Below are 23,575 nucleotides of genomic sequence, written 5' to 3'. Positions count from 1 at the left end.
ACTTGCGGAGAAGCGGGCGCCTTGAGGGATTAGCCTATGCCGCATCGTCGCCCCATCGGACTTCTGGCCGGCCCTGCGCTCGCCGGGATGTCGCTTGCCGGCATGTTGCTTTCGGGCTGTGCCAATGCCGCGCCGAAGCCGGAACTTCCGCCTGCGCAGTTCGTGGCGATGCAGGAAGGGCCGAGCGAGGAATACGTGATCGGTCCGCTGGACCAGCTTACCGTGTTCGTCTGGCGCAATCCCGAGCTTGGCGCCAAAGTGCAGGTGCGGCCCGACGGGCGGATCACCACGCCGCTGATCTCCGACATGCCCGCCGTCGGCAAGACCCCTGCCATGTTGGCCGAGGACATCCGCCTCCAGCTTTCGCAATATATCCAGGACCCGCTGGTTTCGGTGATCGTCGACGGCTTTTCCGGCACGTACAGCCAGCAGATCCGCGTCGTGGGCGCGACCGAGAAGCCGGCTTCGATCCCCTATCGCGCCAACATGACCGTGCTCGATGCGATGATCGCGGTGGGCGGTCTCTCGGAATATGCCGCCGGCAACCGTGCGCGGCTGATCCGCTTCGACAAGGCGAGCGGCAAGCAGACCGAATATGCGCTGCGGCTGAGCGACCTGCTGAAGAAGGGCAAGAGCAAGGCCAACGTCATGCTGAAGCCGGGCGACGTGATCATCATCCCGGAAAGCATGTTCTGAGGATCGGACCTGACGGGAACGGATTGGCGCAATGAACGGCCTCTACGAAGAACTGCTCGCAGCCCTGCATAGCGTCTGGCACCGGCGCTGGATCGCGCTGGCGGCTGCCTGGGCGATCTGCCTGTTGGGCTGGCTGGTCGTGGCGCTGATCCCGAACACCTACGAATCGCGCGCGCGCATTTTCATCCAGCTCGACGATGCCCTGGCCGAACAGGTGGGCATCGGCGTGGCCGACAAGAAGCGCGATATCGAGCGTATCCGCCAGACGCTGACGAGCGCCGTGAACCTGGAGAAGGTCGTGCGCGGCACGCGGCTTGGCGACACGATCCAGTCGCCCAAGCAGATGGAATCCGCTGTCCTGGGCCTGGGCAAGAACGTCTCGGTCGTGGCGCAGCAGGACAACCTGTTCGAAATCACCGCGACCGCCAACTACGCCTCGTTCTCGGATGCCGAGAATGCGCAACTGGCCCGCGAAGTGGCGCAGAAGCTGATCGACATCTTCCGCGAGGAAAACCTTTCGGGCGACCGTGGCGACATGGTCGAGACGCTGGAATTCGTGAACCAGCAGCTTCGCAGCCGCGAGAAGGAACTGGAAAGCGCCGAGCAGCGTCGCACGGCTTTCGAGGCCGAGCATCCCGAAATGGTGCTGGGCGGCGCCGCCGTGGCGCAGCGGCTGGAAAGCTCGCGCACTCAGTTGCGTGATCTTGAGGCGGACCTCTCCGCCGCGCAGAGTTCGCTGGCGGCCATCGACGGCCAGCTCGCCGGAACGCCGCGCACCGTCGCCGGCGGCGGCGCTGGCGGGGCCGCGGGTGCGCTTGCCGCCGCCCAGGCCGAGCTTTCGGCCATGCGCGCGCGGGGTCTCACCGACAACCATCCCGACGTCATCGTGGCGCGCAACCAGGTTGCCGCACTGCGCGGCCCGGCCGCGCAGGAAGCGGCCAATGGCGGCGGCACACCTAACCCCGCCTACAGTTCGCTCCAGTCGATCCGTGCCGAGCGTCTCGCCAATGTCCAGGCGCTGACCTCGCGCAAGGCGGCCCTGCAGTCCGACGTGGCCTCGCTCACGGCATCCGCGATCCAGGACCCCGAACTCGCCACCGAGGCCCAGCGCATCAACCGCGACTATGACGTGCTTCGCCAGCAGTACGACAAGCTCCTGCAGGACCGCGAGGAACTGCGCCTGCGCGGCGAAGTGAAGACCGAGCGCGAGGCCGTGAAGTTCCAGGTGGTCGACCCGCCGACGACCCCGCGCAAGCCCGTCGCGCCGAATCGTCCGCTCCTGCTCGTGGGCGTGCTCATGGCGGGGATCGTCGGCGGCTGTGCCGGTGCCTTCGCCCTCGGCAAGGTCCGGTCGGTCTTCGCGACCACGGCCGGGCTGGAGCGGGCCATCGGCCTGCCGGTGCTCGGTGCGATCTCGCAGAACGTCACGGACCATGTGCGCCAGCTTCGCCGCCGCCGGCTCAAGTATTTCTTTGGTGCGGGCGCGGCGCTTTGCGCGCTCTGCGTGGTGCTGCTCGCGGTCGAGTTCATCCAGCGCGGCATGGTGGCCTGAGGAACGGCGATGACGGAACACAGCAAGATCCCGCTTTCCGGGCATGACGACGCGGCGCACGAAGCCGAAAACCAGCCTCAAAAGCAGGCGCCGACCGGGCGCACCCGCGGCCCCGGCGAATCGCTGATCGAGCGCGCCGCCGGTCGCTTCGATTTCAACGCGATCATCGCGCGTCCCGGCCCGCTGCCGGTCGAACCGGCGCGCCAGGCGCCGGCTCCGGCCGCCCCGATTGCCGCCGCGCCTGCCGGCCCGACCGCCTCTGCCGCGCCTGCCCCTGTGCCGCCGCCATTCGCCGCACCCTTGGCTGCCGAACAAGAACCCGCGTCGCCCTTGGCTGAGCCGCCCTTTGCCGCGCCGATCGCCTTCAGCGACGACCATCATCCGATCGACCGCGAGCACTTGCGCGAGCAAGGCCTGATCGTGCCCGAAGGCACCGTCACCGCGCTGCTCGAAGAGTTTCGCATCGTGAAGCGCCAGCTCCTGGTCCAGGCCGCCGACTTGCGCCGCCAGGGCGCGGGCGCCGCCTCGCAGCGCATCCTGATCAGCTCGCCCCATCCCGGCGAAGGCAAGACTTACTGCGCGCTCAACCTCGCCCTGTCGATCGCGGCCGAGAAGGAGAGCGAAGTCCTGCTGGTCGATGCCGACTTCGCCAAGCCTTCGATCCTCTCCGCACTCGGCCTGCCGGGCGGTCCCGGGCTGATGGATGCGCTGATGGACGAGACCATCGATCCCGCCGCCTGCGTGCTCGGCACCGATATTCCAGGGCTCTGGATCATGCCGGCGGGCGATGCGACGATCAACGACAGCGAATACCTCGCCTCCTCGCGCACGGCCGACGTGCTGGAGCGGCTGACCGAGAACGCGCCGCGCCGCATGGTGATCTTCGATTCGCCGCCCGCGCTGGCAGCGTCGCCCGCCGCGGAACTGGCGAAGTACGTCGGCCAGACGGTGGTGATCGTGCGCGCCGACCGCACCGGGCAGGGTGCGCTGGAGGATGCGATCTCGCTGCTGGGCGCCTGCCCCAACGTCCAGCTCCTGCTCAACGACGCGCAGTTCAGCCCGAGCGGTCGCCGCTTCGGCTCTTATTACGGATACAAGGGATGAAGTCGGCTTCCTGGACCTCGCTGGGGCTGGCCGCCTTGACCGCCGTGGCCGCGCTCCCCGTGCAGGCGCAGACCATGGGCTACGACCAGGTCGGCGCCGGCTCCGACGAGGCAGCTTCGTCTGCCGACAGCCCGTCCGGCGGCGGCAAGCCGGGCCGCGGCGAACGCGGCAAGGGCACGCGCCGGCTGGAAGTGACGCCCTATATCGAGATCGACCAGATCGTCGACGCGCAGCTCTCGCCGGGCAATGACGTGCTTACATATACCCAGCTGGCGGCGGGCGTGGACCTGGGCATCTCCGGGCGCAACAATGCCGCCTCGGCCTCGGTGCGCTACGAGCGCTACATCGGCTGGGGCCGGAAGGCGCAGGACGGCGACGCCATCAGCGGCATCGTGCGCGGCTATACCACCATCACCCCCGGCCTGACGCTGGAAGCGGGCGCGCTCGCCACCCAGGCGCGTGTCCAGAACGGCGGATCGGCGCTTTCCGCCGGCCTCACCAACGACGGGACGCGGACCAACATCTATTCGGTCTACGGCGGCCCGTCCTTCAAGACGCGCGCCGGCGATGTGGACTTCTCCGCAAACTACCGCGCCGGTTTCACCAAAGTGGAGCAGCCCGATGCCTATGTCGCCGTACCCGGCGGCGCGGCGGGCGATCTGTTCGACAAGAGCGTGACGCAAGTGGCCGATGTCGAGGCCGGGGTCGCGCCGCATGTCGTCGCGCCGGTCGGCCTGGGCGTGGCGGGCAGCATCTATCAGGAGGACGTCTCCAACCTCGACCAGCGCGTGCGCGACATGCAGGCGCGGGCATTGGTGACCGTTCCCGTCAGCCGCACCGTGCAGGTGGTGGGCGCGCTCGGCTACGAGGATGTGGAAGTCTCCAGCCGCGACGCGGTGCGCGATGCCGACGGCAATCCCGTGGTCGGCCGCGACGGACGCTATGTGACGGACAAGAGCGCACCGCGCGAACTGGCCTACGATGTCAGCGGACTGCTCTGGGACGTGGCCGTGATGTGGCGCCCCAGCCGCCGCACCTCGCTTTCGGCCCATATCGGCCGCCGCTACGGCTCCACCAGCTTCGGCGGCACCCTGGCCTATGCGCCGGACGACCGCAGCCAGTTGAGCGTGGGCGTATACGACAGTGTCAGCGGTTTCGGCGGACAGCTTGGCCGCGCGCTCGATCAATTGCCCGACGATTTCGTGGCCGTGCGCGATCCGGTCACGGGCGAGCTGCGCGGCTGCGTCGTCTCGCTCGATGGTAACAACTGCGTTTCCGGCGCGCTGGGTTCGGTGCGTTCGGCGGTCTACCGGGGCCGCGGCATCGCCGTGAGCTATTCGCGCGAGATCGGGCGTCTCAACGCCGGGATCGGCGCGGGCTACGACCGCCGCGACTTCATCGCCGGACGGAACACCGTCCTGGCCGCCGCGGACGGCGTGATCGACGAGAACTGGTGGATCGCGGCCTATGTCAGCGGCCAGCTCGGCCGCGATGCAGGCTGGTCGGCCAATGTCTACGCCAACTGGCTGACCAGCACCGATGCCCTGACCGGCAATGTCGAGGGCTACGGCGCCACGCTCGGCTATTACCGCATGCTGGCCCGCCGCCTCCGCGCGACGATGGCCCTCGGGATCGACGGGGTGACCCGGAACGATCCGCTATATGACGACTACTGGACCGCGTCCGCCCTTGCCGGCGTGCGCTACAGCTTCTGATTGCGAAGGAGAGCAGGGATGTTCGAACAATTCTACGGGTTCGAGGGCCGGCCTTTCCAGCTCACGCCTGATCCGGCCTTCTATTTCGAGAGCGCGACGCACCGCAAGGCGCTCTCCTACCTCGGCTACGGCCTGGCGCAGGGCGAGGGCTTCGTGGTGATCACGGGCGAAGTGGGCGCGGGCAAGTCCACGCTCGTCTCGCACCTCATGGCCACGATCGACCCGGCGCGGCTGACGGCAGCCTGCGTTGTCACCAGCGCGCTGGACGGGGAAGAGATCGTCCATGTCGTGGCGCAGGCCTTCGGGCTGCAGGTGTCCGGGCATGACAAGGCCTCGGCGCTCGGCGCGATCGAGACGTTCCTCCATTCGGAAGCCCGCGCGGGCCGCCGCTGCCTGCTGATCGTGGACGAGGCACAGAACCTCTCGGTCGATGCGATCGAGGAGCTGCGCATGCTCTCGAACTTCCAGCTCGGCTCGCATCCGCTGCTTCAGACCCTGCTGCTGGGCCAGCCCGAATTCCGCACGACCCTGCTGGAGAGCAACCAGCTCGAACAGCTGCGCCAGCGGGTGATCGCGACTCATCATCTCACGGCGATGGAGCCGCGCGAAGTGCAGGCTTACGTCGAGCACCGCCTGAACTGCGTCGGCTGGAAGGGCAATCCGGGCTTTGACAACCGCGTCTTCGCCGAAGTGCACGAGGCCACCGGCGGCATTCCGCGCCGGATCAACCAGATCGTCAACCGCCTGCTGCTGCTGGGCGCGGTCGAGCAGCGCGCGCTGGTCGATCTCGAGATGCTGGCGGATGTCCTGGCCGAACTGGACGAGGACGGCACCCGCGCGCTGGTCAGCCAGCAGGCGCCTGTCGCCGAGGCGGTCGGACCGGTGGTGGCCGCAAGCCAGCCGGCACCCGCGCCGGTGCTTCACCCCGACGCGCTGGATGCGGCGGCAGCCATCGCGCTGATCGAATCGGCACTGGCGGGTCGCGATTCGCAGATCGACGAGCTTCAGCATGCGGTGCTGGAACTCGCGGCCAATGTGGAACGCCAGAAGGAGGCACCCGCTTCCGGCGGCGAAGCCCAGATCGCCGCGCTTCAGGAGCAACTGGCCCAGGCCGCGGCGCATAGTGCGCGCCTGGAAGCCCGCCTGGAAGAGCAGGAGCGCACCCTTCGCCACACGCTCACCATGCTGATCGAGTGGTTCGAAGGCGGCGAAGGCCAGCGGCAGGCAGCCTGAATTTCGAGCCGGTTCCGTAAGGATAGACGCCATGGATGAAGCCAGAGCCTCCAGCGGCCCGGTCAACGGGCTATCGGTCGATGTCGAGGACTGGTTCCAGGTCGGCGCTTTCGAAACCGTGATCGACCGCAGCGACTGGCCCGCCATTCGCACCCGGGTCGAGCGCAATTGCGACGAGATTCTGGCGCTGTTCGATGCGGCCGGGGTGAAAGGCACGTTCTTCACGCTCGGCTGGGTGGCGGTGCGCCATCCGCGGCTGCTGCGCCGCATTGCCGAAGCGGGGCACGAAATGGCCAGCCACGGCTGGGATCACGAGCGGGTGTTCCGCATGGACGCCGCCACTTTCGGACGCGACCTCGACATGAGCCGCAAGGCCATCGAGGATGCTGCCGGGGTCAAAGTGAGCGGCTACCGCGCGCCCAGCTTCTCCATCGATGCGCGCACGCCCTGGGCCTTCGACGTGCTGGCCGAGCAGGGCTATGCCTATAGCTCCAGCGTCGCGCCGATCGCGCACGACCACTATGGCTGGCGCGAAGCGCCGCGTTTCGCCTTCCATCCGCTTGCCGACAGTTCCCTGGTGGAGATCCCGGTGACCACCGCGACATTCGCCGGCCGCCGTCTGGCCGCGGGCGGCGGCGGGTTCTTCCGCGTGCTGCCTTACGGGTTCTCCCGTTGGGCGATCCGCCAGGTCAATGCCGAAGGGCGACCGGCGGTGTTCTACTTCCACCCCTGGGAGATCGACCCCGACCAGCCGCGCGTGCCCAATGCGCCGCTGCGCTCGCGTCTGCGGCACTACACCAATCTCGGCCTGATGGCTGGAAAGCTGCGGCAGTTGATCGGCGACTTCCAGTGGGGCCGGATGGACGAACTCGCTGTGCGCGAGGCGGAACGCGCGCCCACGCTGGTCATGGGGCCCGGGGGAACCCTGGCGCCGGCCGGGGCGCTGGCTGCATGAACGCGCCCTTCGCTCCCGTCACGGGCGCGGTGAGGCTGGTCGATCTCGCCGATCCCGGCGAAGTCGCGCGGCTGGAGCTGTTCACCGCCCGCCACCCGCAGGCGACGCCGTTCCACCGCCCGGCCTGGTTCGTCTCCGTGGCCCGGGCGACGGGCAATCACGCCCTGGCGCTGGTCGAAGAGCGGCAGGGCGAAATCGTGGCTTTCCTGCCGCTCGACGCCATTCATTCGCCGGTGTTCGGCCGGCTGCTGGCCTCGTCCGGCTTCGCGGTGGGCGGCGGTCTGCTGACGCGCGAGGGTGCGGATAGCAGAGCGATCTTCGCGGCGCTGGAGGAACTCGCGCTGCGCCGTTCCTGCCCGGCCATCGAACTGCGCGGCGGCGTACTGCCCGAGGCGGGACGGGGCTGGACGCTCAAGACCGAGAGCCACTGCAATTTCGCCCGCCCGCTCGCGGCCGATGACGAGGCGCAGCTTCTGGACGTGCCGCGCAAGCAGCGCGCCGAAGTGCGCAAGGCGCTGGCGAACGATCTCGACGTCGAGGTCGGCACGAGCGCGCGAGACCGCGCCGCCCACTACGCCGTCTTTGCGGAAAGCTACCGCAATCTCGGTACGCCGGTGTTCCCGCAAAGGCTCCTCGGCAGCGTGCTCGATGCGTTCGGCGACGATGCCGACGTGCTGACCGTGCGCCACCAGGGCCGGGCGGTGGCCAGCGTCATCACCCTTTACCACCGCGGCGCGGCCATGCCCTACTGGGGCGGGGGCACTCAGGAAGCGCGCCGGCTTCGCGCCAACGACCGGATGTATTTCGAACTGATGCTCCATGCGCGCCGGCGAGGCTGCACGGTGTTCGACTTCGGTCGCTCCAAGACCGGCAGCGGGGCCTATCACTTCAAGCGCAACTGGGGCTTCGAGCCGGAGCCGCTGACTTATGCCGCCTGGACCGCACCGGGCGCGGCGCGGCGTGAAGCCGATCCCACCAGCAGCAAGCTCTCGCTCCAGATCAGGCTGTGGCAGCGTCTGCCGCTGGCCGTGGCCAATCGGCTCGGACCGCTGATCGCGCGCGGCATCGGCTGATGGGCGAGATCCTTTTCCTGGCCCACCGCATTCCTTTTCCGCCTGACCGGGGGGACAAGATCCGCTCGCACAATCTGTTCAAAGCTCTGGCGCGGCTGGCCCCGGTGCACCTCGGCTGCTTCGCGGACGATGCCGCCGATCATGCCTGCGAGCAGGAGATGGCCGCGCTGGCGGCCAGCCATATCCTGCTCGACCGCGGGAAATCCCTGCCGATCGCCGGGTTACAGGCGCTGGCGAAAAGGCAGCCGCTCAGCCTCACGGCCTTCCACGACCGGCGCATGGCGGGTTGGGTGAACAAAGTGCTGCGCAGCCGCCCGATCGAGACGATCTTCGTCTTCTCCGGCCAGATGGCGCAATATGTCCCTGAGGATTTTCGCGGTCGGCTGATCGTCGATCTGGTCGATGTCGATTCGGCGAAGTTCGAGGCTTACGGCGCCAGGGGAAGCGGCTTTCGCGGCTGGATGGAGCGCCGGGAAGGGCGCCTCCTGCGCGCCGAGGAAGCGCGGATCGCCTGGCGTGCAGACCGCACCCTGCTGGTCAGTAAGGCCGAGGCGGCGCTTTTCGCCGCGCGGCTGGACGAGGCCATGCCCGGCCGCTCGACCTGCCGGGTCGAGGCCGTGGGCAACGGCATCGACAGCGTACTTTTCGATCCCGCCCGTACCCTGCCGGAGCCGCGCCTGGCCGTGAAGGAGGGCGCTGGGGGGCCGCGCATCGTGTTTACCGGGCAGATGGACTACGCGCCGAACATCGCGGCGGTGGAGCGGGCGATCACGCGCATCCTGCCGCGGATTCGCGCCCGCCTGCCGAGGGCCAGCCTGCACGTCGTCGGCCGGAACCCGCCGCCGTCGCTGCTGTCCCGTCATGGGCGCGATGGCATTCACGTATGGGGCCGGGTCGAGGATATTCGCCCCTGGCTTGCCGCCGCGGACATGGCGCTCGTGCCGCTGGAGATCGCGCGCGGGGTGCAGAACAAGGTGCTGGAGGCCATGGGCATGGAACTGCCCGTGGTGCTCTCGCCCGGCGCGGCCACGGGGATCGAAGCCGAACATGGCCGCCATTTCTTCGTGGCCGAAAGCGACGAGGCGCTGGCGAATGCCGTCGTCCTCCTGGCCGAAGACCCCCAAAGCGCTCGCGCCATGGGACTGGCCGCACGCGAATGGATCCTCGCTCATGCAAGCTGGCAGGCGGCGCTTGCCAGCCTGCCGCGCATGATCGGCCTGCAGACGGAAAACCTGATCGATGCCGCCTGAGACCCTGGCCGTGAATTCTTCCCTGCAGGGGCGCTGGCAGGACGTTCCGGCGCGCTGGCGCCCGGCGCTCGTTCGCTGCGGCGCCGCCATGCTGGCGCTGCTCCTCCTGTTCTTCGGAGACTGGGCGGCGATGGCGCGGCAGTGGTGGGATATCTCCACTTACAACCACATCGTCCTGATCCCGCCGATTCTGGGCTGGCTGGTCTGGCAGCGCCGGGCGGAACTGGCGAAGCTCGAACCGCTCTGCTGGTGGCCCGGCCTTATCCTCATGGCGGGAGCCGCCTTCCTCTGGCTGCTCGGCGCGCTCTCCGGTCTCGACCTTGCGCGGCAGGCCGGGGCGGTGGCGATGCTCGGCTCTGCCGTCCCCTTGCTGCTGGGTCCGCGGGTGACGGCCGGCGTGCTGTTCCCGCTCTGCTACATGGCGTTCCTGGTGCCGGTGGGCGAGGAACTGGTCGAAGTGCTCCAGACGATCACCGCGAAGATCACCGTGGCGCTCACGCATTTCAGCGGCATTCCCGCTACGGTCGACGGCGTCTTCATCGACACGCCGGCCGGGCTGTTCGAAGTGGCGGAAGCCTGCTCGGGCGTGAAGTTCCTGATCGCGATGATCGCCTTCGGCCTGCTGGCCGCCAATGTCTGCTTCGTCAGTTGGCGCCGCCGGGCGGCCATGATGCTCGCGTGCCTCGTGGTGCCGATCCTGGCCAACGGCGTGCGCGCCTGGGGCACGATCTTCGCCGCGCAGTTCGTAGGCGTCGAGAAGGCTGCCGGGTTCGACCACATCGTCTACGGCTGGATCTTCTTCGCCGTGGTGCTGGCGGTCGTCATCGCGGGTGCCTGGCGCTTCTTCGATCGTCCGCTCGACGCGCCGATGATCGATGTCTCCGCGATCGTGCGCTCGCCTTTCCTGTCGCGGCTGGAAGCGGGCAGGGCTTCTGCCGTTGTGACGCTTGCCGGCATCGCGTTGCTGGTCGTGGCCGCCAAGGGCTGGGCGCTGGGCGCCGAGAGCCTCTCCGCGCCCCTGCCGGACCGGATCGAGCTTCCGCAAGTCGCCGGCTGGAGCCGGGCCGACTATGCCCCGGCAATCTGGTGGGAGCCGCGCGCCGAGGGCGCCGATCACCGGCTGCTGGGCCGCTACACCGACGGACAGGGGCATAGCGTCGATGTCTTCCTGGCGCTCTATGCCGGACAAGGCGAAGGCCGCGAGGCGGGCGGCTTCGGGCAGGGCGCGCTGACGCCGGGCAGCGCCTGGTCGTGGCAGTCGCCGGGGCCTGCCTTCGCGCAAGGCCGCAGCGAACGGCTCCTGGGCAATGGCAGGATCGAGCGGCTGGCCGTCACCTGGTATCGTACCGGCGACATGCTCACGGGGAGCAATGCCCACCTCAAGCTGGCGGTCATCGGTGACAACCTGCTGCTGCGCGCCCGTCCCACCACGATGCTGATTCTCTCGTCCGAGGACAGCCCGGGCGCTGCTGCGGCCGATTCCATTGCCCGTTTCCTGACGGCGTCCGGCCCCCCGGATGCGTGGATGGACCGCGTGACCAAGCTCCGCTAGGCCCTTCGCATATGTGTGGCATCGCCGGTATCTACCATCTCGAGACGCCCAAGCCGGTAGACCCGCTGCGCGTGGAAGCCATGTGCGACGCGCTGGCGCATCGCGGGCCGGACGGGAGCGGGGTCTGGACCGCGCCCGGCGTCGCGCTGGGCCACCGCCGCCTCTCGATCATCGACGTCGCCGGCTCCCCGCAGCCCATGGCATCGCCGGACGGGCGGGCGATGCTGGTGTTCAATGGCGAGATCTACAACTACCGCGAACTGCGCCGCGAACTGCGTGAGACCGGCGCCGAATTCCGTACCGATGGCGACAGCGAGGTCATCCTCGCCGCCTGGCAGCGCTGGGGACCGGACTGCGTTTCGCGCCTCCACGGCATGTTCGCCTTCGCGATATATGACCTGGAAGCGCGCAGCCTCTTCCTCGCGCGCGACCGGCTGGGCGTGAAGCCGCTGTTCCTGGCACCGCTCAGCGACGGCAGCCTGGCCTTCGGGTCCGAACTGAAAGCCTTGCTCGCGCATCCGCTGCTGCGCCGCGAGATCGATCCGCTCGCGGTCGAGGACTATCTCGCCTGGGGTTATGTTCCCGATAGCCGCGCGATCCTGAAGGGTGTGACCAAGCTGCCCGCGGGGCACTCGCTGCTGCTGCGCCATGGCGCGCCGCTGCCGCGCCCGGTGCAATGGTGGGACATTTCCTTTGCCGAGCGCCGCCGGGGCCGAGTCGCCGATCTGGAGGCGGAACTGCTGCACCTCCTGCGCGAGGCGGTGTCGTCGCGCATGGTCGCGGACGTGCCGCTCGGCGCCTTCCTGTCGGGCGGCGTGGACAGCTCCAGCGTGGTCGCGCTCATGGCGGAGAACAGCGGGCAGCCGGTCAAGACATGTTCGATCGGTTTCGACGTCGCTGCTCTCGACGAGAGCGACTATGCCGCGGAAATCGCCCGCCGTTTCGGCACCGACCATCGCGCCCGCCAGGTCTCGCCCGACGATTTCGAGGCGATCGACGGCCTGGCCGCGATGTTCGACGAGCCTTTCGCCGATGCGTCTGCCCTGCCGACCTGGCGCGTCTGCCAGTTGGCGCGCGAATCGGTGACAGTCGCCTTGTCCGGCGACGGCGCGGACGAGGCATTCGCGGGCTATCGCCGCCATCTTTTCCAGCGCAGCGAGGACCGCGTCCGGGGGCTCATCCCGCAGGCGATTCGCGGACCGCTGTTCGGCACGCTGGGCGGGCTCTATCCGAAGGCCGACTGGGCGCCGCGTCCGCTGCGCGCCAAATCGACCCTGCTCTCGCTCGCGGCGGACAGTGCCGAAGGCTATGCCCGGTCCATCGGTTTCACTCCGCCGGAACTGCGCGACAGGCTCTATTCCGACGATTTTCGCCGCCTTCGCGGTGATTACCGCGCGGAACGGTCCGTTCAGGACCTGATGCGCGCTGCGCCGGCGCGATCCGGCCTCGACCGCGCCCAGTATGCGGATCTCAAGCACTGGCTGCCGGGCGACATCCTGACGAAAGTGGACCGCGCAAGCATGGCGGTCAGCCTGGAAGCGCGCGAGCCGCTGCTCGACCATCGCCTGATCGAATTCGCCGCGAGTCTTCCCGAACACATGCGGGTGCGCGGCGGGCAGGGGAAGTGGCTGATGAAGCGCACCATGCGGCGTTTCCTGCCGGACCAGATCCTCTATCGGCCCAAGCAGGGCTTCGTCACGCCCATCGCCCAATGGTTCCGCGGCCCCCTGGCGCAGTCGGCCCGGCAGATCGCCTCCAGCGCCGCACTCGCCCGCACCGGCTGGTTCGACGCCCCGCGCCTCGGCGCCCTGGTGGAAGACCATATTGCGGGACGAAGCGACCATTCGCGCCTGCTCTGGCAACTGCTCATGCTCGACCGCTCCCTAACCCATTTGGGGATCTCCTGAATTTTCCCCCTTTCGCCGGGGAATTGCCGGGTTAACAACGGCCTGCGAAATTTATCGTGAAGGCGAGTTAACCTAACTTCTTCTTAGGACCTTTGCTCTAACCCCGGCAGCGACAACGTCATCGCAGGGTGTGCATGAAGTTAGCAGCGCATCAGTACACGATTGAATTGCGGACGCTTTCCGACGAGGAAAGCCATGTCCTGCGTGAGGGCGTAGAGGGGAATGATTTGCGAGGCCATCATGTCTGACCTCGGCGCAAGGGCCGCGAAGATCTGGAAGAGCGCCAGATTCCGGATCGTCTTCTGGGCCGCACTCACGGGCGTCATCCTGGGCGTGACCGGAGCCGCGCTGCCGCTGGAGGACGTGCTCGTGAACGGGCGTACCTGGCTGCGGCTTCACCCGTCCAACGGCGAGATCGTCATGGTCTTGCAGGACGGCAAGACGCTGGAAGAGTTGGAAGTCCTGGACGTTTCGCGCCTGGACGATGCTACGGTTATTCGCCGGATACTCGAGGCAGGCGGCAAGAGAATTTTCGTCGACCGTTCCTTGAACGACGATGGAAAGACACCCGGCCGCGAGCAGTTCGTGGAAACTTTGAAGGCTTTTCCAGATCGCGTTTTCCTGGGCGCTATGCCGGCCAAGGATGGGCCTCGCGGGAATTATGCTGCGGTGGTGCCTTCACGGGCATTCCTTGAGAATGCTCGCGCCGTTTCGCTGCTTGCGCTCGATCATCCGTTCAACCTGAGCCTCAGCTTGCCATTTTCGTCCGACAGTCCGATCGGCGTCATTCCGAGCATGGCGGCGAGAATCGCCGGCGTGTCCCGCCCTAGCGACCGCGTTTTCCGTCCTGACTACGCTATCGATTACACCACCATCCCGACCGTCAGCTATGTCGACATATTGAAGGGTCGGTTCGACCCCGCAGTGGTGCGCGGCAAGGACATCATCATCGCCCCGAGCGCGGAAGTCTATCATGACCTCCATACTCTGCCTGCGCAGGGCTATGCGCCCGGAGCGTTCTTCCACGCCATCGCGGCGGAGACGTTGAAGGACGGCGTTCCGATTGAGCTTGGCTGGTCGCCAGCGTTTCTGGTGGTGCTGGGTGTGGTGCTTTCGGGACTTGGCCGAGGCAGGGTGCTCGACATCTATCGTTTCACGGGCTTGGTTGCAGTGCTCATTGTCGCGCCTCTGGCCCTCGATCATTTCCGCATTCAGGTGGATATCGTACCTGCCATCGCCGTGGCGGCCGTGGCGGTATTCCGCATGCGGAACCTCGACCGCGTCGAGGTGGCAGGAGAAACCAATTCGGGATCGGGCCTGCCCAGCGTCCAGGTTCTGCGCAAGTACGAGGCGGTTTCGAGCCGTATCCTGGTCGCGCTTCAGATCCGGAACTATGGCGCAATCATCGGCAGCTTCGCCGAGCATGTCGAGGGGCAAGTCGCCAACGAGATCGTCCGCCGCATCCGCATCAGCGACAGCGAAGTGGTGGTCTACCACGAAGGCGGCATGTTCATGTGGCTCTCGACCATCCGCAGCACTTTCGACTTGTTCGAGAACCTCGAAGGGCTGCACCGGATCGTCCAGAATGGCATCCAGGTCGGCGGTCTGGACATCGACCTTTCGTTCAACTGCGGGATCGATTCGGAATTCGACCGGCCGGTATCCAGCCGCGTCGCCAGCGCCATGCAGTCGGCCGAGGAGGCAGTGCGCAACGACGAACTCGTCTACAAGTTCGACAGCCGCAAGCACGAGGCGCAGTGGGAAATCTCGCTGCTGACGCAGCTCGACCGTGCCATCGACAATGGCGAGGTCTGGGTGGCCTATCAGCCCAAGCTCGATGTCGCGAGCAACCGGATCATGGGCGCAGAAGCTCTCGTACGCTGGACGCATCCGGAGCGCGGTCCGATCAGCCCGGACAAGTTCATCCGCATCGCGGAAGAATTCCACCGGATCGAGCGCATTACGCGCTTCGTGATCGACGATGCCGTTCGCTCTGCCGTGGAACTGCGCCGCCAGGGCCTCGACATGACAGTGTCGGTGAACATCTCCGCGCAGCTTCTGCGCAACCCCGGCCTGCCGGTGATGATCGCCGAAATTCTCGATGCCTACGGACTGCCCGCCGACCAGCTGATTCTCGAGATCACCGAGACCGACCGACTCGATCGTAGCTCCCGAACCTTCCAGATGCTGCAGAAGCTGGTGCAGTCGGGCATCCGGCTGTCGATCGACGATTTCGGAACAGGCAACGCGACGATCGACTACTTGCGCTATCTTCCGGCCACCGAGGTCAAGATCGACAAGGTCTTCGTCCAGGCGATGGAAGGCAACAAGGAAGACCTCCTGCTCGTCCAGTCGATCATCGAAATGGCTCATTCGCAGGATCGCACGGTTGTGGCCGAAGGCGTCGAGACGCAGGCGGCTCTGGAGATCCTGCGCGCCATGCAGTGCGACGCCATTCAGGGGTACTATGTCAGCCGCCCAGTCCCATTCCGGGATCTCCTGACGCAGATCGTGGGAAGAGAGTCTCGGCGAACTGGTTAAAAAAGTCTTGATGACTTCTTAACCCATTGTTATCCATGTCCTCAGCCGCAAAATAGCGGCGGATCACATGGGGTAATGTTATGTACAGCTGGAACTGGGGCAGCCTCGGCCGCTAATAACCAATTGGGTGCGGCGCTTCGAAAGAAGCGCCGCACTTTTCCGTTGGGGCTCGGTGAAATTGGCCGAATTCCTTGGGTTTTTACTACCAGCATGATACGCACCAAGTATTCGGACGCCCTTTCCAAGCATGGAGTGGGGCGTTTTTTATTGGTGGGAATGCCTGCAGAGGCAAACGAATCGGACGAGCATCACCGCTCGCGAAAGCCGCTCGGGGGCTTCGCGTTAACGACCGATTCGCAAATCGTTAACGATTTCAGTCTTCGCCGTGACCCATGGCGAGATAATCGGCGCTCTGCATCTCGTTGAGACGGCTTACCGTGCGCTCGAATTCGAAGCGTCCATCGCCGGCCTGATAGAGGTCTTCCGGCGAGGCATCGGCCGCGGCGATGAGCTTCACCTTGTTCTCGTAGAGCGCGTCGATCAGCGTCACGAAACGCGCCGCCTCGTTGCGGCGGTCGGGACCCATCCTGGGAATCCCAACGAGAATGACCGTGTGATAGGCGCGCGAGATCGCCAGGTAGTCGGCCGCCCCGCGGGCTTCGCCGCAGAGCCGTTTGAAGCTGAACACGCCCACGCCCTTGAGGCTCTTGGGAACGTGAAGCATGCGCCCGCCGCCGACGTCGAGGTCCGCTGAAGGGACATGGTCGCTGTCCTCGGGCGGATAGTCGGTAAGGCGGTAGAAGGCCTCGCGGGCCTGCTCGGTGGCTTCCTCGCCCAGCGGGTAGTGCCAGGTGGCCATGCCGCCCAGGCGATGGAGCCGGTAATCCGTCGGCCCGTTCAGCGTCAGCACGTCCAGTTCCTTCTCGATCAGATCGATGAAGGGCAGGAAATGCTCGCGGTTCAGGCCGTTCTTGTAGAGGTCTTTCGGCGCACGGTTCGATGTGGTGACGATGGTCACGCCTTCATCGAGGATCAGATGCGTGAAGAGCCGGCTCATGATCATGGCATCGGCGGAATTGTTCACCACCATCTCGTCGAAGGCGAGAACGCGCACGTTGCGCGCGATCGTGGCGGCGACGGGCGGAATGGGATCGCCGCTTTCCTTGCGGCGTTCCTCGCGCAGCAGCGCGTGGACTTCCAGCATGAAGGCGTGAAAATGGATCCGGCGCTTTTCCTCGATGTCGAGCGTCTGATGGAACAGGTCCATCAGCATCGACTTGCCGCGCCCGACACCGCCCCACATGTAGAGACCGCGGGGGGAGGGGGCTTTCTTGCCCAGCAGCTTGCCGAAGAGGCCGGTCGAGGTCCGCGCCTTGTAGATCTCGCGCTGGAGCTGGTTGAGCCGCTCGGCAGCGGCGGCCTGCTCCGGGTCGGATCGCAGTTCGCCGGTGGCCACCAGGGCCTCGTAGCGTTCGAGCATCGCGGTCATCGCACGCTCGGCTTGCGAAGAGTGCCGAGGAAGCTGGACACGAGACGGTCTCCCTGCTCGACGGAGCCGCGAAGAAACACGAGACGGCCCGTTTCGCGCATCACTTCGCACAATACGTCCAGCGGTTCGCCGATTTGGCCCGCGCCTATGAACTGGTTGTGCAGGTCCAGCGTCACCGAGCCGGACACCTGGGCGCCGAGCACGCTGAACATTGTCGCGAACATGGCCACGTCCACGAAGGCGAGAGTGACGCCGCCGTGGACATTGCCGTGCATGTTGCTGTGGCGGCGTTCCAGATCGAGCAGGCGGACGCGGGCACTGCGCGCGCCTTCCCGCCTGATGATCATCGGTCCCAGCCCGACCGCGTTGAAGCGGGTATCGTCGTCGAGCGTCCAGGTGAACCAGCCCGGATGACCCGGGGCCGGTTCGTGGATGAATTCCGCGTCAGGCTGCACGACGAAGGGTCCGCGATCCGATCCTGCGGATCAGACCTGGCGCTCTGCCTGCATTTTCTTGATCTCTGCGATGGCGCGTGCCGGCGAGAGGCCCTTGGGGCAGACGTTGGCGCAGTTCATGATGGTGTGGCAGCGATAGAGGCGGAAGGGATCTTCCAGCTCGTCCAGGCGCTCACCGGTCATTTCGTCGCGGCTGTCGGCCAGCCAGCGATAGGCCTGGAGCAGGATCGCCGGGCCCAGGAACTTGTCGGAATTCCACCAGTAGCTGGGGCACGAGGTCGAGCAGCAGGCGCACAGGATGCACTCGTAGAGGCCGTCCAGCTTCTCGCGCTGTTCCGGGCTCTGGAGGCGTTCCTTGCCCGAAGGCGTGGTCGAAACGGTCTGCAGCCAAGGACGGATCGAGGCGTACTGCGCGTAGAAGTGCGTGAAATCGGGGACGAGGTCCTTGATCACTTCCATGTGCGGCAGCGGCGTGATGCGAATGTCGCCCTTGAGGTCTTCGATCGCCGTGGTGCAAGCGAGACCGTTCGAGCCGTTCATGTTCATCGCGCAGGAACCGCAGATGCCTTCGCGGCAGGAGCGGCGGAAGGTCAGCGTCGAATCCAGCTCGTTCTTGATCTTGATGATCGCGTCGAGGACCATCGGACCGCAATTGTCGAGGTCGATCTCGAACGTGTCGTAGCGCGGGTTCTCGCCCGAATCCGGGTCGTAGCGATAGACGGTGAATTTCTTGACGCGCGCGGCGCCCTCGGCCTTGTGAACCTTGCCCTGCTTCTTGATCTTGCTGTTGGCCGGGAGGGTGAAGCTCGCCATGAAGAAATCCCCGTGATCTTGCACTGCGGCACGAACCGCGACTGAATGTCCCCTTAGCGATTCAGCCGCGCGGGGCAAGGGCCAGAGTGCGGCTGAGAGCGGTTTCGTGGCCTCATGGTGTTGCAAATCGGTCCCGCGGGATTGCGGCAGGCGAACGAATCCGGTCGATTCGGAAGGCGTCGATCGTGGAATGGCCCGGCTTTCGGGGCTATGGTCGGTCGGTGGCGGCGGCGTGCGAGGGCATTCCGGACGAAGGCACAGATCGGATTGCCAATCGGGCGCTCGCCCTGTTTTTCAGGAGAGCGAGCATGATGAAGCGCTATGTGATCGAACGCGACCTGCCGGGGGTAGGCGCGATGAGCGATGCGGAACTGGGCGGAGCCACGCGCACCTCGAATGCCGCTCTGGCCAGGATAGCAGGCATCCAGTGGGAGCATTCCTACGTGGCCGGCGACAAGACCTTCTGCATCTATCTGGCAGAGAACGAGGATCTGATCCGCAAGCATGCCGAGCTTTCGGGCTTTCCGGCCAATCGCATCACCGAAGTCACCGCGATCATTGATCCCACCACCGAGCGCACTTGCGCTGTGTGAGGGGGCTGCGTGACAAAGAAAAAGGCCCCGCACGATCCCGTGCGAGGCCCTTTGTCCTGGAGTGTGTGAAGGGCCGCGCAGGCCGCCCTTCACATATCCTCAGTTGCCGAAAGTACGCTGCCACCAGCCGCGACGCGGCGAGGACGGGTCTTCGGCCGAGTCGTTCGCGCTGTCGCCATCGGCGGGCGCTGCGGCTGCAGGCTCTTCCACCTTGGCGGCTTCGACGGCGGGCGTCTCGGCAGCAGGTTCGGCTGCCGCTTCGACGGTTTCCACCTTCTTGCGGCGCGTACGCTTCGGCTTGGCCGGAGCCTCTTCGGCCGCCGGTGCTTCCACGGGAGCAGGTGCCTCCGCTACGGCGTCCACGGCATCCGCCTTCTTGCGGCGGGTGCGCTTCGGCTTGGCAGGAGCTTCCTCTGCCACCGGAGCTTCGACCGGCGCTTCCGTCACGGCTTCGACCGGTGCTTCCACGACATCCGCCTTCTTGCGACGGGTGCGCTTCGGCTTGGCAGGGGCTTCTTCGGCCGCCGGCGCTTCGACGGGGGCTTCTGCTGGCGCTTCCGCTACGGCTTCCACGGCATCCGCCTTCTTGCGACGGGTGCGCTTCGGCTTGGCAGGAGCTTCCTCCACCGCGACGACCGGCTCCGCGGCGACCACGACTTCGGCAACCACTTCCACCGGTTCCTCGGCTTCGGTGCCAGCGTCGTCGGCGGCATATTCGCCGGCTTCGTCGCCAGCGTGCTCGCCGTTTTCACCGTTTTCGCCGTTCTCACCGTTGCGACGACCGCGACGGCGACGACCGCCACGGCGGCGACGCTTGCGGGGGGCATCCGAATCGTCGCCTTCACCGGCGGGCGCGAAATCTTCTTCGCCAGCCTCGGCATCGCCTTCGGTTTCGCCTGCTTCGTCACCGGACTCTTCGCGTTCGGCTTCGAACTCGCCCTCGGCGCCCTGGTCGTCACGCTGGTCGCGGTTGCGGCCACGGCGGCGCTTGCGGCGCTTGCGGCGCGAACCGCCTTCGCCGTCCTCGTCACGACCTTCACCGCGGCCGCGCGATTCCTCGCGGGCTTCTTCTTCGAACTCGTCCTCTTCGTCGATGAAGTCATCCTCGACGTCTTCGGCGATCGGTTCGAAGCGCGGCACGAAGTCGTTGCGCGGGCCGGAAGAGACGACGCGCATCTTCGCGCCTTCGTTCTCGCCCTCGGGGATCACTTCGACGTTCACGCCGTAACGATCCTCGATGTCGGCCAGGTCGGTGCGCTTGGCGTTGAGCAGGTAGATCGCCGCTTCGGTCGATGCGAAGAGCGAAACCACGACGCCCTTGCCCTTGGCGGCTTCGTCTTCGATGAGACGCAGCGCCGAGAGGCCCGCCGAGCTGGCGGTGCGGACGAGGCCGGTGCCGTCGCAGTGCGGGCAGGAGCGGGTGGTCGCTTCCAGGACGCCGGTGCGCAAGCGCTGGCGGCTCATTTCCATCAGGCCGAAGCTGGAAATGCGGCCGACCTGGATGCGGGCGCGATCGTTCTTGAGCGCTTCCTTGACGGCCTTCTCGACCTTGCGGACGTTCGAGCCGTACTCCATGTCGATGAAGTCGATCACGACGAGGCCGGCCATGTCGCGCAGGCGAAGCTGGCGGGCGATTTCCTGCGCGGCTTCGAGGTTGGTGGCGACCGCCGTCTGCTCGATGCCGTGCTCCTTGGTGGCGCGGCCCGAGTTGATGTCGATCGAGACGAGCGCCTCGGTCGGGTTGATGACGATGTAGCCGCCCGAACGCAGCTGCACGACGGGGTCGTACATCGCGGTCAGCTGGTCTTCGGCGCCGAAGCGCTGGAACAGCGGAACCGGATCGGCGTAAGGCTTAACCTTGCGGCCGTGGCTGGGCATCAGGAGCTTCATGAAGTCCTTCGCCGCGCGGTAGCCTTCCTCGCCCTCGACGATCACTTCCTCGATGTCGCGGTTGTAGATGTCGCGGATGGCGCGCTTGATCAGGTCGCTGTCCGAATGGATCAGCGCCGGAGCGGCCGAACGCATCGTCATCTCGCGCAGCTCGTCCCAGAGGCGGGCGAGGTAGTCGAAATCGCGCTTGATTTCGGTCTTGGTGCGCTGGAGGCCGGCGGTGCGCACGATGCAGCCCATCGAGCGCGGCAGGTCCATTTCGGCGATGATCGACTTCAGGCGCTTGCGGTCCGAAGCCGAGCTGATCTTGCGGCTGATGCCGCCGCCATGGCTGGAGTTCGGCATGAGCACGCAGTAGCGGCCGGCCAGGCTGAGGTAAGTGGTGAGGGCGGCACCCTTGTTGCCGCGTTCTTCCTTGACGACCTGCACCAGCAGCACCTGGCGGCGGTGGATCACGTCCTGGATCTTGTAGCGGCGGCGCAGCGCCATGCGCTTGGCGCGCAGTTCGTCGGCTTCCTTCGAGCGGCCACCATTACGGCCACCCTGGCGGCGACCGCGTCCGCGGCGTCCACGACCCGAGGATTCTTCTTCCGAAGCGTCTTCGTCCGAAGTCTCGAAGCCGTTCTCGACGTTGCCGTCCTCGATCGTGGCGACATGGTCCTTTTCGGACGTGTCGACTTCGGTCAGGCCGCCGTCCTGGAAGTCTTCGCCTTCGTAGCCTTCGCCGCCTTCTTCGTCCTCGTCATCGCCTTCCGAAGCGCGCAGGGCGGCTTCTTCCTCGGCATGCGCGGCTTCTTCCGCCAGCAGGGCCTCGCGGTCCTCCTTGGGGATCTGGTAGTAGTCGGGGTGGATTTCGCTGAAGGCAAGGAAGCCATGGCGATTGCCGCCGAAGTCGACGAACGCCGCCTGGAGCGAAGGTTCCACGCGGGTGACCTTCGCCAGGTAGATGTTGCCCTTTATCTGCTTCTTGTCGGCCGATTCGAAATCGAACTCTTCAATGCGATTTCCCTTGAGTACCGCCACCCGCGTTTCTTCCGGGTGGCGCGCATCGATGAGCATGCGCGTTGCCATTGTATATTCTCCGTACGCGCTCTGCCCCGGCCGGATCAGCCAGGGCGGCGCGTGTCTGTTCGATGGTGCCCGCCGCGAGAAGGTCGGGCCTGCCGGATGCGGCAAGGCCAGCCTCGAAACGGGCGGAGGTAAAGTTGGAAACGGGGCAATCCAGCGCCCCGAGTGCGACTGTTTTCTTGTCTGTCGCGGCAGAGGCCGCGATGGTGCCTGCTGTCTTCCGGCGGATTGCCAGGAGACGGGCGGGCGTGTCTGCGAGCGGAAGTGCGCGTGGCGAGTTCGGACACGCGAAGAATTGCGCCCACACCGCCACCGCCCTCTCGGGCGTCGGCTGGCAAGGCGGCAATTGGCTTCTCATCTCTCGCGTCAACCTGTTCGATCCGGAACGAATTTTCCGGTTTTTGACGGCCGGGATTTGGCTTGGTCGGCCCTGTCCGGCACCATCCTAGTGGTGTCTGTCCGGATTTCGAAGGCCGAAGCTTCTTGGGCCCGGGTCGAAACGGCCTAGCATTCAAGACACTGCACGGCAAGTTCATTGCCGAACAGTGAGCGTTATCGCCGTGCGGATTGCCGCCAGACGCGTGAAATCGGGGGAAAAGCGCTGTTCGGCGGGATTGCGGCGAGCGTTGGGCGATCCTAGTCAAATGGGATGTCGCGCAGCACGCAGCTCGTCATGATCCTTTCCGCGCCCCTGGCGCTGGCGATCGCATTGTGGGTGCTCTGGCCGCGTTTCTTCCCCTCGCAGCGTGATCTTGACTATGTCGTGCGCTTCGACCTGCCCGAGGTGGGCATGCCGGTGGACCTGCCGCGGATCGACGGGCCCGGCGATGCCAGCCGGCCGCTGGTGGTGATCGACGCGGGTCACGGCGGTTTCGATCCCGGCGCCGGGCAGGGCGATGCCAAGGAAAAGACGGTCGCACTCAGGATCGCCCTGGCGCTGCGCAACCGGCTGCTGGAGGACGGCGGCATTCGCGTGGCGCTGACCCGCGATGCCGATCGCTTCATTGCACTGCCGGACCGGCCGGACATGGCGCGGCGGCTTGGTGCCGACCTTTTCGTGTCGATCCATGCAGACAGCGCGGACAGCGATGCCGCGCGCGGGGCCAGCGTCTATGTCCTGTCCGAAAAGGGCTCCAGCGAGGCTGCCGAGCGCTTCGCCGCGCGGGAAAACGCGGCGGGGCGGGTCAATGGCGTCGCCCTGGCGCAGACCAGCCAGACGGTGGGCGCGATCCTGCTCGACCTGTCGCAGCGGGGCACCCAGGCCGGCTCCACGCAAGTCGGCGAACTCGTGCTGCGCGAGATGCGCGGCGCCAACCTCGGCCTCCACCGGGACCAGGTGCAGACCGCGGCGCTGGCCGTGCTCAAGGCGCCGGATATCCCCTCGATCCTGTTCGAGACCGGCTATATCAACAATGAGGCGGACGCTCAGCTGCTGACATCCCGCGCGGGGCAGCAGGCTCTGGCGGATGCCGCGGCCAGGGCCATCCGCGCCTATTTCGCCCGGAAAGTCGGCGTCTGACCGTCTCTTCTGCGCGCAGGAGCGGTTCGAGCAGAACGGTCGCTGCGACGAAAAGAGCACGCCGCATCTGGCCTTGCGCAAAAAGCCCGTGCTAGAGCCCGAGCCGCTGAACCGGGGCGTAGCAGTTTCCGATCCATCTTTGTTGCGGCATTTTTCCGGGTCCTCAGGTG

The 23,575-nt window shown here is 66.4% G+C and carries 17 protein-coding genes; 13 read left to right on the top strand and 4 right to left on the bottom strand.

Annotated features, from left to right (window positions below; translation table 11 throughout):
* The first annotated feature begins 36 nt into the window (after window positions 1-36).
* From EDF58_RS05620 to EDF58_RS05570, 11 genes are all read left to right on the top strand, one after another.
* Complete coding sequence (locus EDF58_RS05620) at window positions 37-696, top strand: XrtA/PEP-CTERM system exopolysaccharide export protein (protein ID WP_132263350.1); 660 nt, start codon at window positions 37-39, stop codon at window positions 694-696.
* 31 nt (window positions 697-727) lie between these two features.
* A complete protein-coding gene (locus EDF58_RS05615) occupies window positions 728-2,248 on the top strand; it encodes an XrtA system polysaccharide chain length determinant (RefSeq protein WP_132263349.1) in 1,521 nt (506 codons plus the stop codon).
* 9 nt (window positions 2,249-2,257) lie between these two features.
* The gene (locus tag EDF58_RS05610; protein ID WP_243654083.1) at window positions 2,258-3,352 is read left to right on the top strand and encodes a capsular biosynthesis protein; all 1,095 of its coding nucleotides are present in this window, start codon (window positions 2,258-2,260) and stop codon (window positions 3,350-3,352) included.
* A complete protein-coding gene (locus EDF58_RS05605) occupies window positions 3,349-5,067 on the top strand; it encodes a preprotein translocase subunit YajC (protein ID WP_132263347.1) in 1,719 nt (572 codons plus the stop codon). Before EDF58_RS05610 ends, EDF58_RS05605 begins: the two co-directional genes overlap by 4 nt.
* A gap of 18 nt (window positions 5,068-5,085) precedes the next feature.
* Entirely contained in the window at window positions 5,086-6,300 is a 1,215-nt protein-coding gene (locus EDF58_RS05600; protein WP_132263345.1) for an XrtA/PEP-CTERM system-associated ATPase, read from the top strand.
* 31 nt (window positions 6,301-6,331) lie between these two features.
* Complete coding sequence (locus tag EDF58_RS05595; protein WP_132263344.1) at window positions 6,332-7,255, top strand: XrtA system polysaccharide deacetylase; 924 nt, start codon at window positions 6,332-6,334, stop codon at window positions 7,253-7,255.
* On the top strand, window positions 7,252-8,328 hold the full coding sequence (locus EDF58_RS05590; protein ID WP_132263342.1) for a FemAB family XrtA/PEP-CTERM system-associated protein: 1,077 nt from the start codon (window positions 7,252-7,254) through the stop codon (window positions 8,326-8,328). Before EDF58_RS05595 ends, EDF58_RS05590 begins: the two co-directional genes overlap by 4 nt.
* Window positions 8,328-9,578, top strand: a complete 1,251-nt coding sequence (locus EDF58_RS05585; RefSeq protein WP_132263341.1) for a TIGR03087 family PEP-CTERM/XrtA system glycosyltransferase — start codon at window positions 8,328-8,330, stop codon at window positions 9,576-9,578. The genes EDF58_RS05590 and EDF58_RS05585 overlap by 1 nt, the downstream gene beginning before the upstream one ends.
* A complete protein-coding gene (xrtA, locus tag EDF58_RS05580; RefSeq protein WP_132263339.1) occupies window positions 9,568-11,130 on the top strand; it encodes an exosortase A in 1,563 nt (520 codons plus the stop codon). Before EDF58_RS05585 ends, xrtA begins: the two co-directional genes overlap by 11 nt.
* Before the next feature lie 11 nt (window positions 11,131-11,141).
* Window positions 11,142-13,037: an XrtA/PEP-CTERM system amidotransferase gene (locus EDF58_RS05575; RefSeq protein WP_132263338.1), complete on the top strand. Its 1,896-nt coding sequence runs from the start codon at window positions 11,142-11,144 to the stop codon at window positions 13,035-13,037.
* A 240-nt stretch (window positions 13,038-13,277) separates the two neighbouring features.
* Window positions 13,278-15,578 carry an EAL domain-containing protein gene (locus EDF58_RS05570; protein WP_132263336.1) on the top strand — a complete coding sequence of 767 codons (2,301 nt, stop codon included), beginning with the start codon at window positions 13,278-13,280 and terminating at the stop codon, window positions 15,576-15,578.
* Window positions 15,579-15,951: 373 nt separating this feature from the next.
* Here EDF58_RS05570 and zapE read toward each other — a convergent pair whose 3' ends face one another.
* Genes zapE through EDF58_RS05555 form a run of 3 tightly spaced genes read right to left on the bottom strand, consistent with a single transcriptional unit; the run spans window position 15,952 to window position 18,335 of the window.
* Window positions 15,952-17,067 carry a cell division protein ZapE gene (gene zapE / locus EDF58_RS05565; RefSeq protein ID WP_132263335.1) on the bottom strand — a complete coding sequence of 372 codons (1,116 nt, stop codon included), beginning with the start codon at window positions 17,065-17,067 and terminating at the stop codon, window positions 15,952-15,954.
* A complete protein-coding gene (locus tag EDF58_RS05560; protein WP_132263333.1) occupies window positions 17,064-17,522 on the bottom strand; it encodes a PaaI family thioesterase in 459 nt (152 codons plus the stop codon). The genes zapE and EDF58_RS05560 overlap by 4 nt, the downstream gene beginning before the upstream one ends.
* A 30-nt stretch (window positions 17,523-17,552) precedes the next feature.
* A complete protein-coding gene (locus tag EDF58_RS05555; protein WP_132263331.1) occupies window positions 17,553-18,335 on the bottom strand; it encodes a succinate dehydrogenase iron-sulfur subunit in 783 nt (260 codons plus the stop codon).
* A gap of 308 nt (window positions 18,336-18,643) precedes the next feature.
* Here EDF58_RS05555 and EDF58_RS05550 point away from each other — a divergent pair, with 308 nt between their 5' ends.
* Window positions 18,644-18,928: a DUF4242 domain-containing protein gene (locus EDF58_RS05550; RefSeq protein WP_243654082.1), complete on the top strand. Its 285-nt coding sequence runs from the start codon at window positions 18,644-18,646 to the stop codon at window positions 18,926-18,928.
* 99 nt (window positions 18,929-19,027) lie between these two features.
* Here EDF58_RS05550 and EDF58_RS05545 read toward each other — a convergent pair whose 3' ends face one another.
* Window positions 19,028-21,889 carry a ribonuclease E/G gene (locus tag EDF58_RS05545; protein WP_132263330.1) on the bottom strand — a complete coding sequence of 954 codons (2,862 nt, stop codon included), beginning with the start codon at window positions 21,887-21,889 and terminating at the stop codon, window positions 19,028-19,030.
* A 646-nt stretch (window positions 21,890-22,535) separates the two neighbouring features.
* On the opposite strand from EDF58_RS05545, the gene EDF58_RS05540 reads away from it, so the two are divergent.
* A complete protein-coding gene (locus EDF58_RS05540) occupies window positions 22,536-23,405 on the top strand; it encodes an N-acetylmuramoyl-L-alanine amidase (protein WP_132263328.1) in 870 nt (289 codons plus the stop codon).
* Window positions 23,406-23,575 lie beyond the last annotated feature (170 nt).

Source organism: Novosphingobium sp. PhB57, from assembly GCF_004342985.1.
Lineage (GTDB): Bacteria > Pseudomonadota > Alphaproteobacteria > Sphingomonadales > Sphingomonadaceae > Novosphingobium.
Note: the sequence above shows the minus strand (reverse complement) of the source record. Positions and strands in the feature narration are given on the sequence as shown.

Excerpts from the sequence above, each read along its gene's own strand:
- xrtA (WP_132263339.1), top strand. The coding sequence starts at position 9,568 with ATGCCGCCTGAGACCCTGGCCGTGAATTCTTCCCTGCAGGGGCGCTGG.
- EDF58_RS05620 (WP_132263350.1), top strand. The coding sequence starts at position 37 with ATGCCGCATCGTCGCCCCATCGGACTTCTGGCCGGCCCTGCGCTCGCC.
- EDF58_RS05615 (WP_132263349.1), top strand. The coding sequence starts at position 728 with ATGAACGGCCTCTACGAAGAACTGCTCGCAGCCCTGCATAGCGTCTGG.
- EDF58_RS05555 (WP_132263331.1), bottom strand. The coding sequence starts at position 18,335 with ATGGCGAGCTTCACCCTCCCGGCCAACAGCAAGATCAAGAAGCAGGGC.
- EDF58_RS05540 (WP_132263328.1), top strand. The coding sequence starts at position 22,536 with ATGTCGCGCAGCACGCAGCTCGTCATGATCCTTTCCGCGCCCCTGGCG.
- EDF58_RS05545 (WP_132263330.1), bottom strand. The coding sequence starts at position 21,889 with ATGGCAACGCGCATGCTCATCGATGCGCGCCACCCGGAAGAAACGCGG.
- EDF58_RS05585 (WP_132263341.1), top strand. The coding sequence starts at position 8,328 with ATGGGCGAGATCCTTTTCCTGGCCCACCGCATTCCTTTTCCGCCTGAC.
- zapE (WP_132263335.1), bottom strand. The coding sequence starts at position 17,067 with ATGACCGCGATGCTCGAACGCTACGAGGCCCTGGTGGCCACCGGCGAA.
- EDF58_RS05595 (WP_132263344.1), top strand. The coding sequence starts at position 6,332 with ATGGATGAAGCCAGAGCCTCCAGCGGCCCGGTCAACGGGCTATCGGTC.
- EDF58_RS05590 (WP_132263342.1), top strand. The coding sequence starts at position 7,252 with ATGAACGCGCCCTTCGCTCCCGTCACGGGCGCGGTGAGGCTGGTCGAT.
- EDF58_RS05610 (WP_243654083.1), top strand. The coding sequence starts at position 2,258 with ATGACGGAACACAGCAAGATCCCGCTTTCCGGGCATGACGACGCGGCG.
- EDF58_RS05550 (WP_243654082.1), top strand. The coding sequence starts at position 18,644 with ATGATGAAGCGCTATGTGATCGAACGCGACCTGCCGGGGGTAGGCGCG.
- EDF58_RS05570 (WP_132263336.1), top strand. The coding sequence starts at position 13,278 with ATGTCTGACCTCGGCGCAAGGGCCGCGAAGATCTGGAAGAGCGCCAGA.
- EDF58_RS05600 (WP_132263345.1), top strand. The coding sequence starts at position 5,086 with ATGTTCGAACAATTCTACGGGTTCGAGGGCCGGCCTTTCCAGCTCACG.
- EDF58_RS05605 (WP_132263347.1), top strand. The coding sequence starts at position 3,349 with ATGAAGTCGGCTTCCTGGACCTCGCTGGGGCTGGCCGCCTTGACCGCC.
- EDF58_RS05575 (WP_132263338.1), top strand. The coding sequence starts at position 11,142 with ATGTGTGGCATCGCCGGTATCTACCATCTCGAGACGCCCAAGCCGGTA.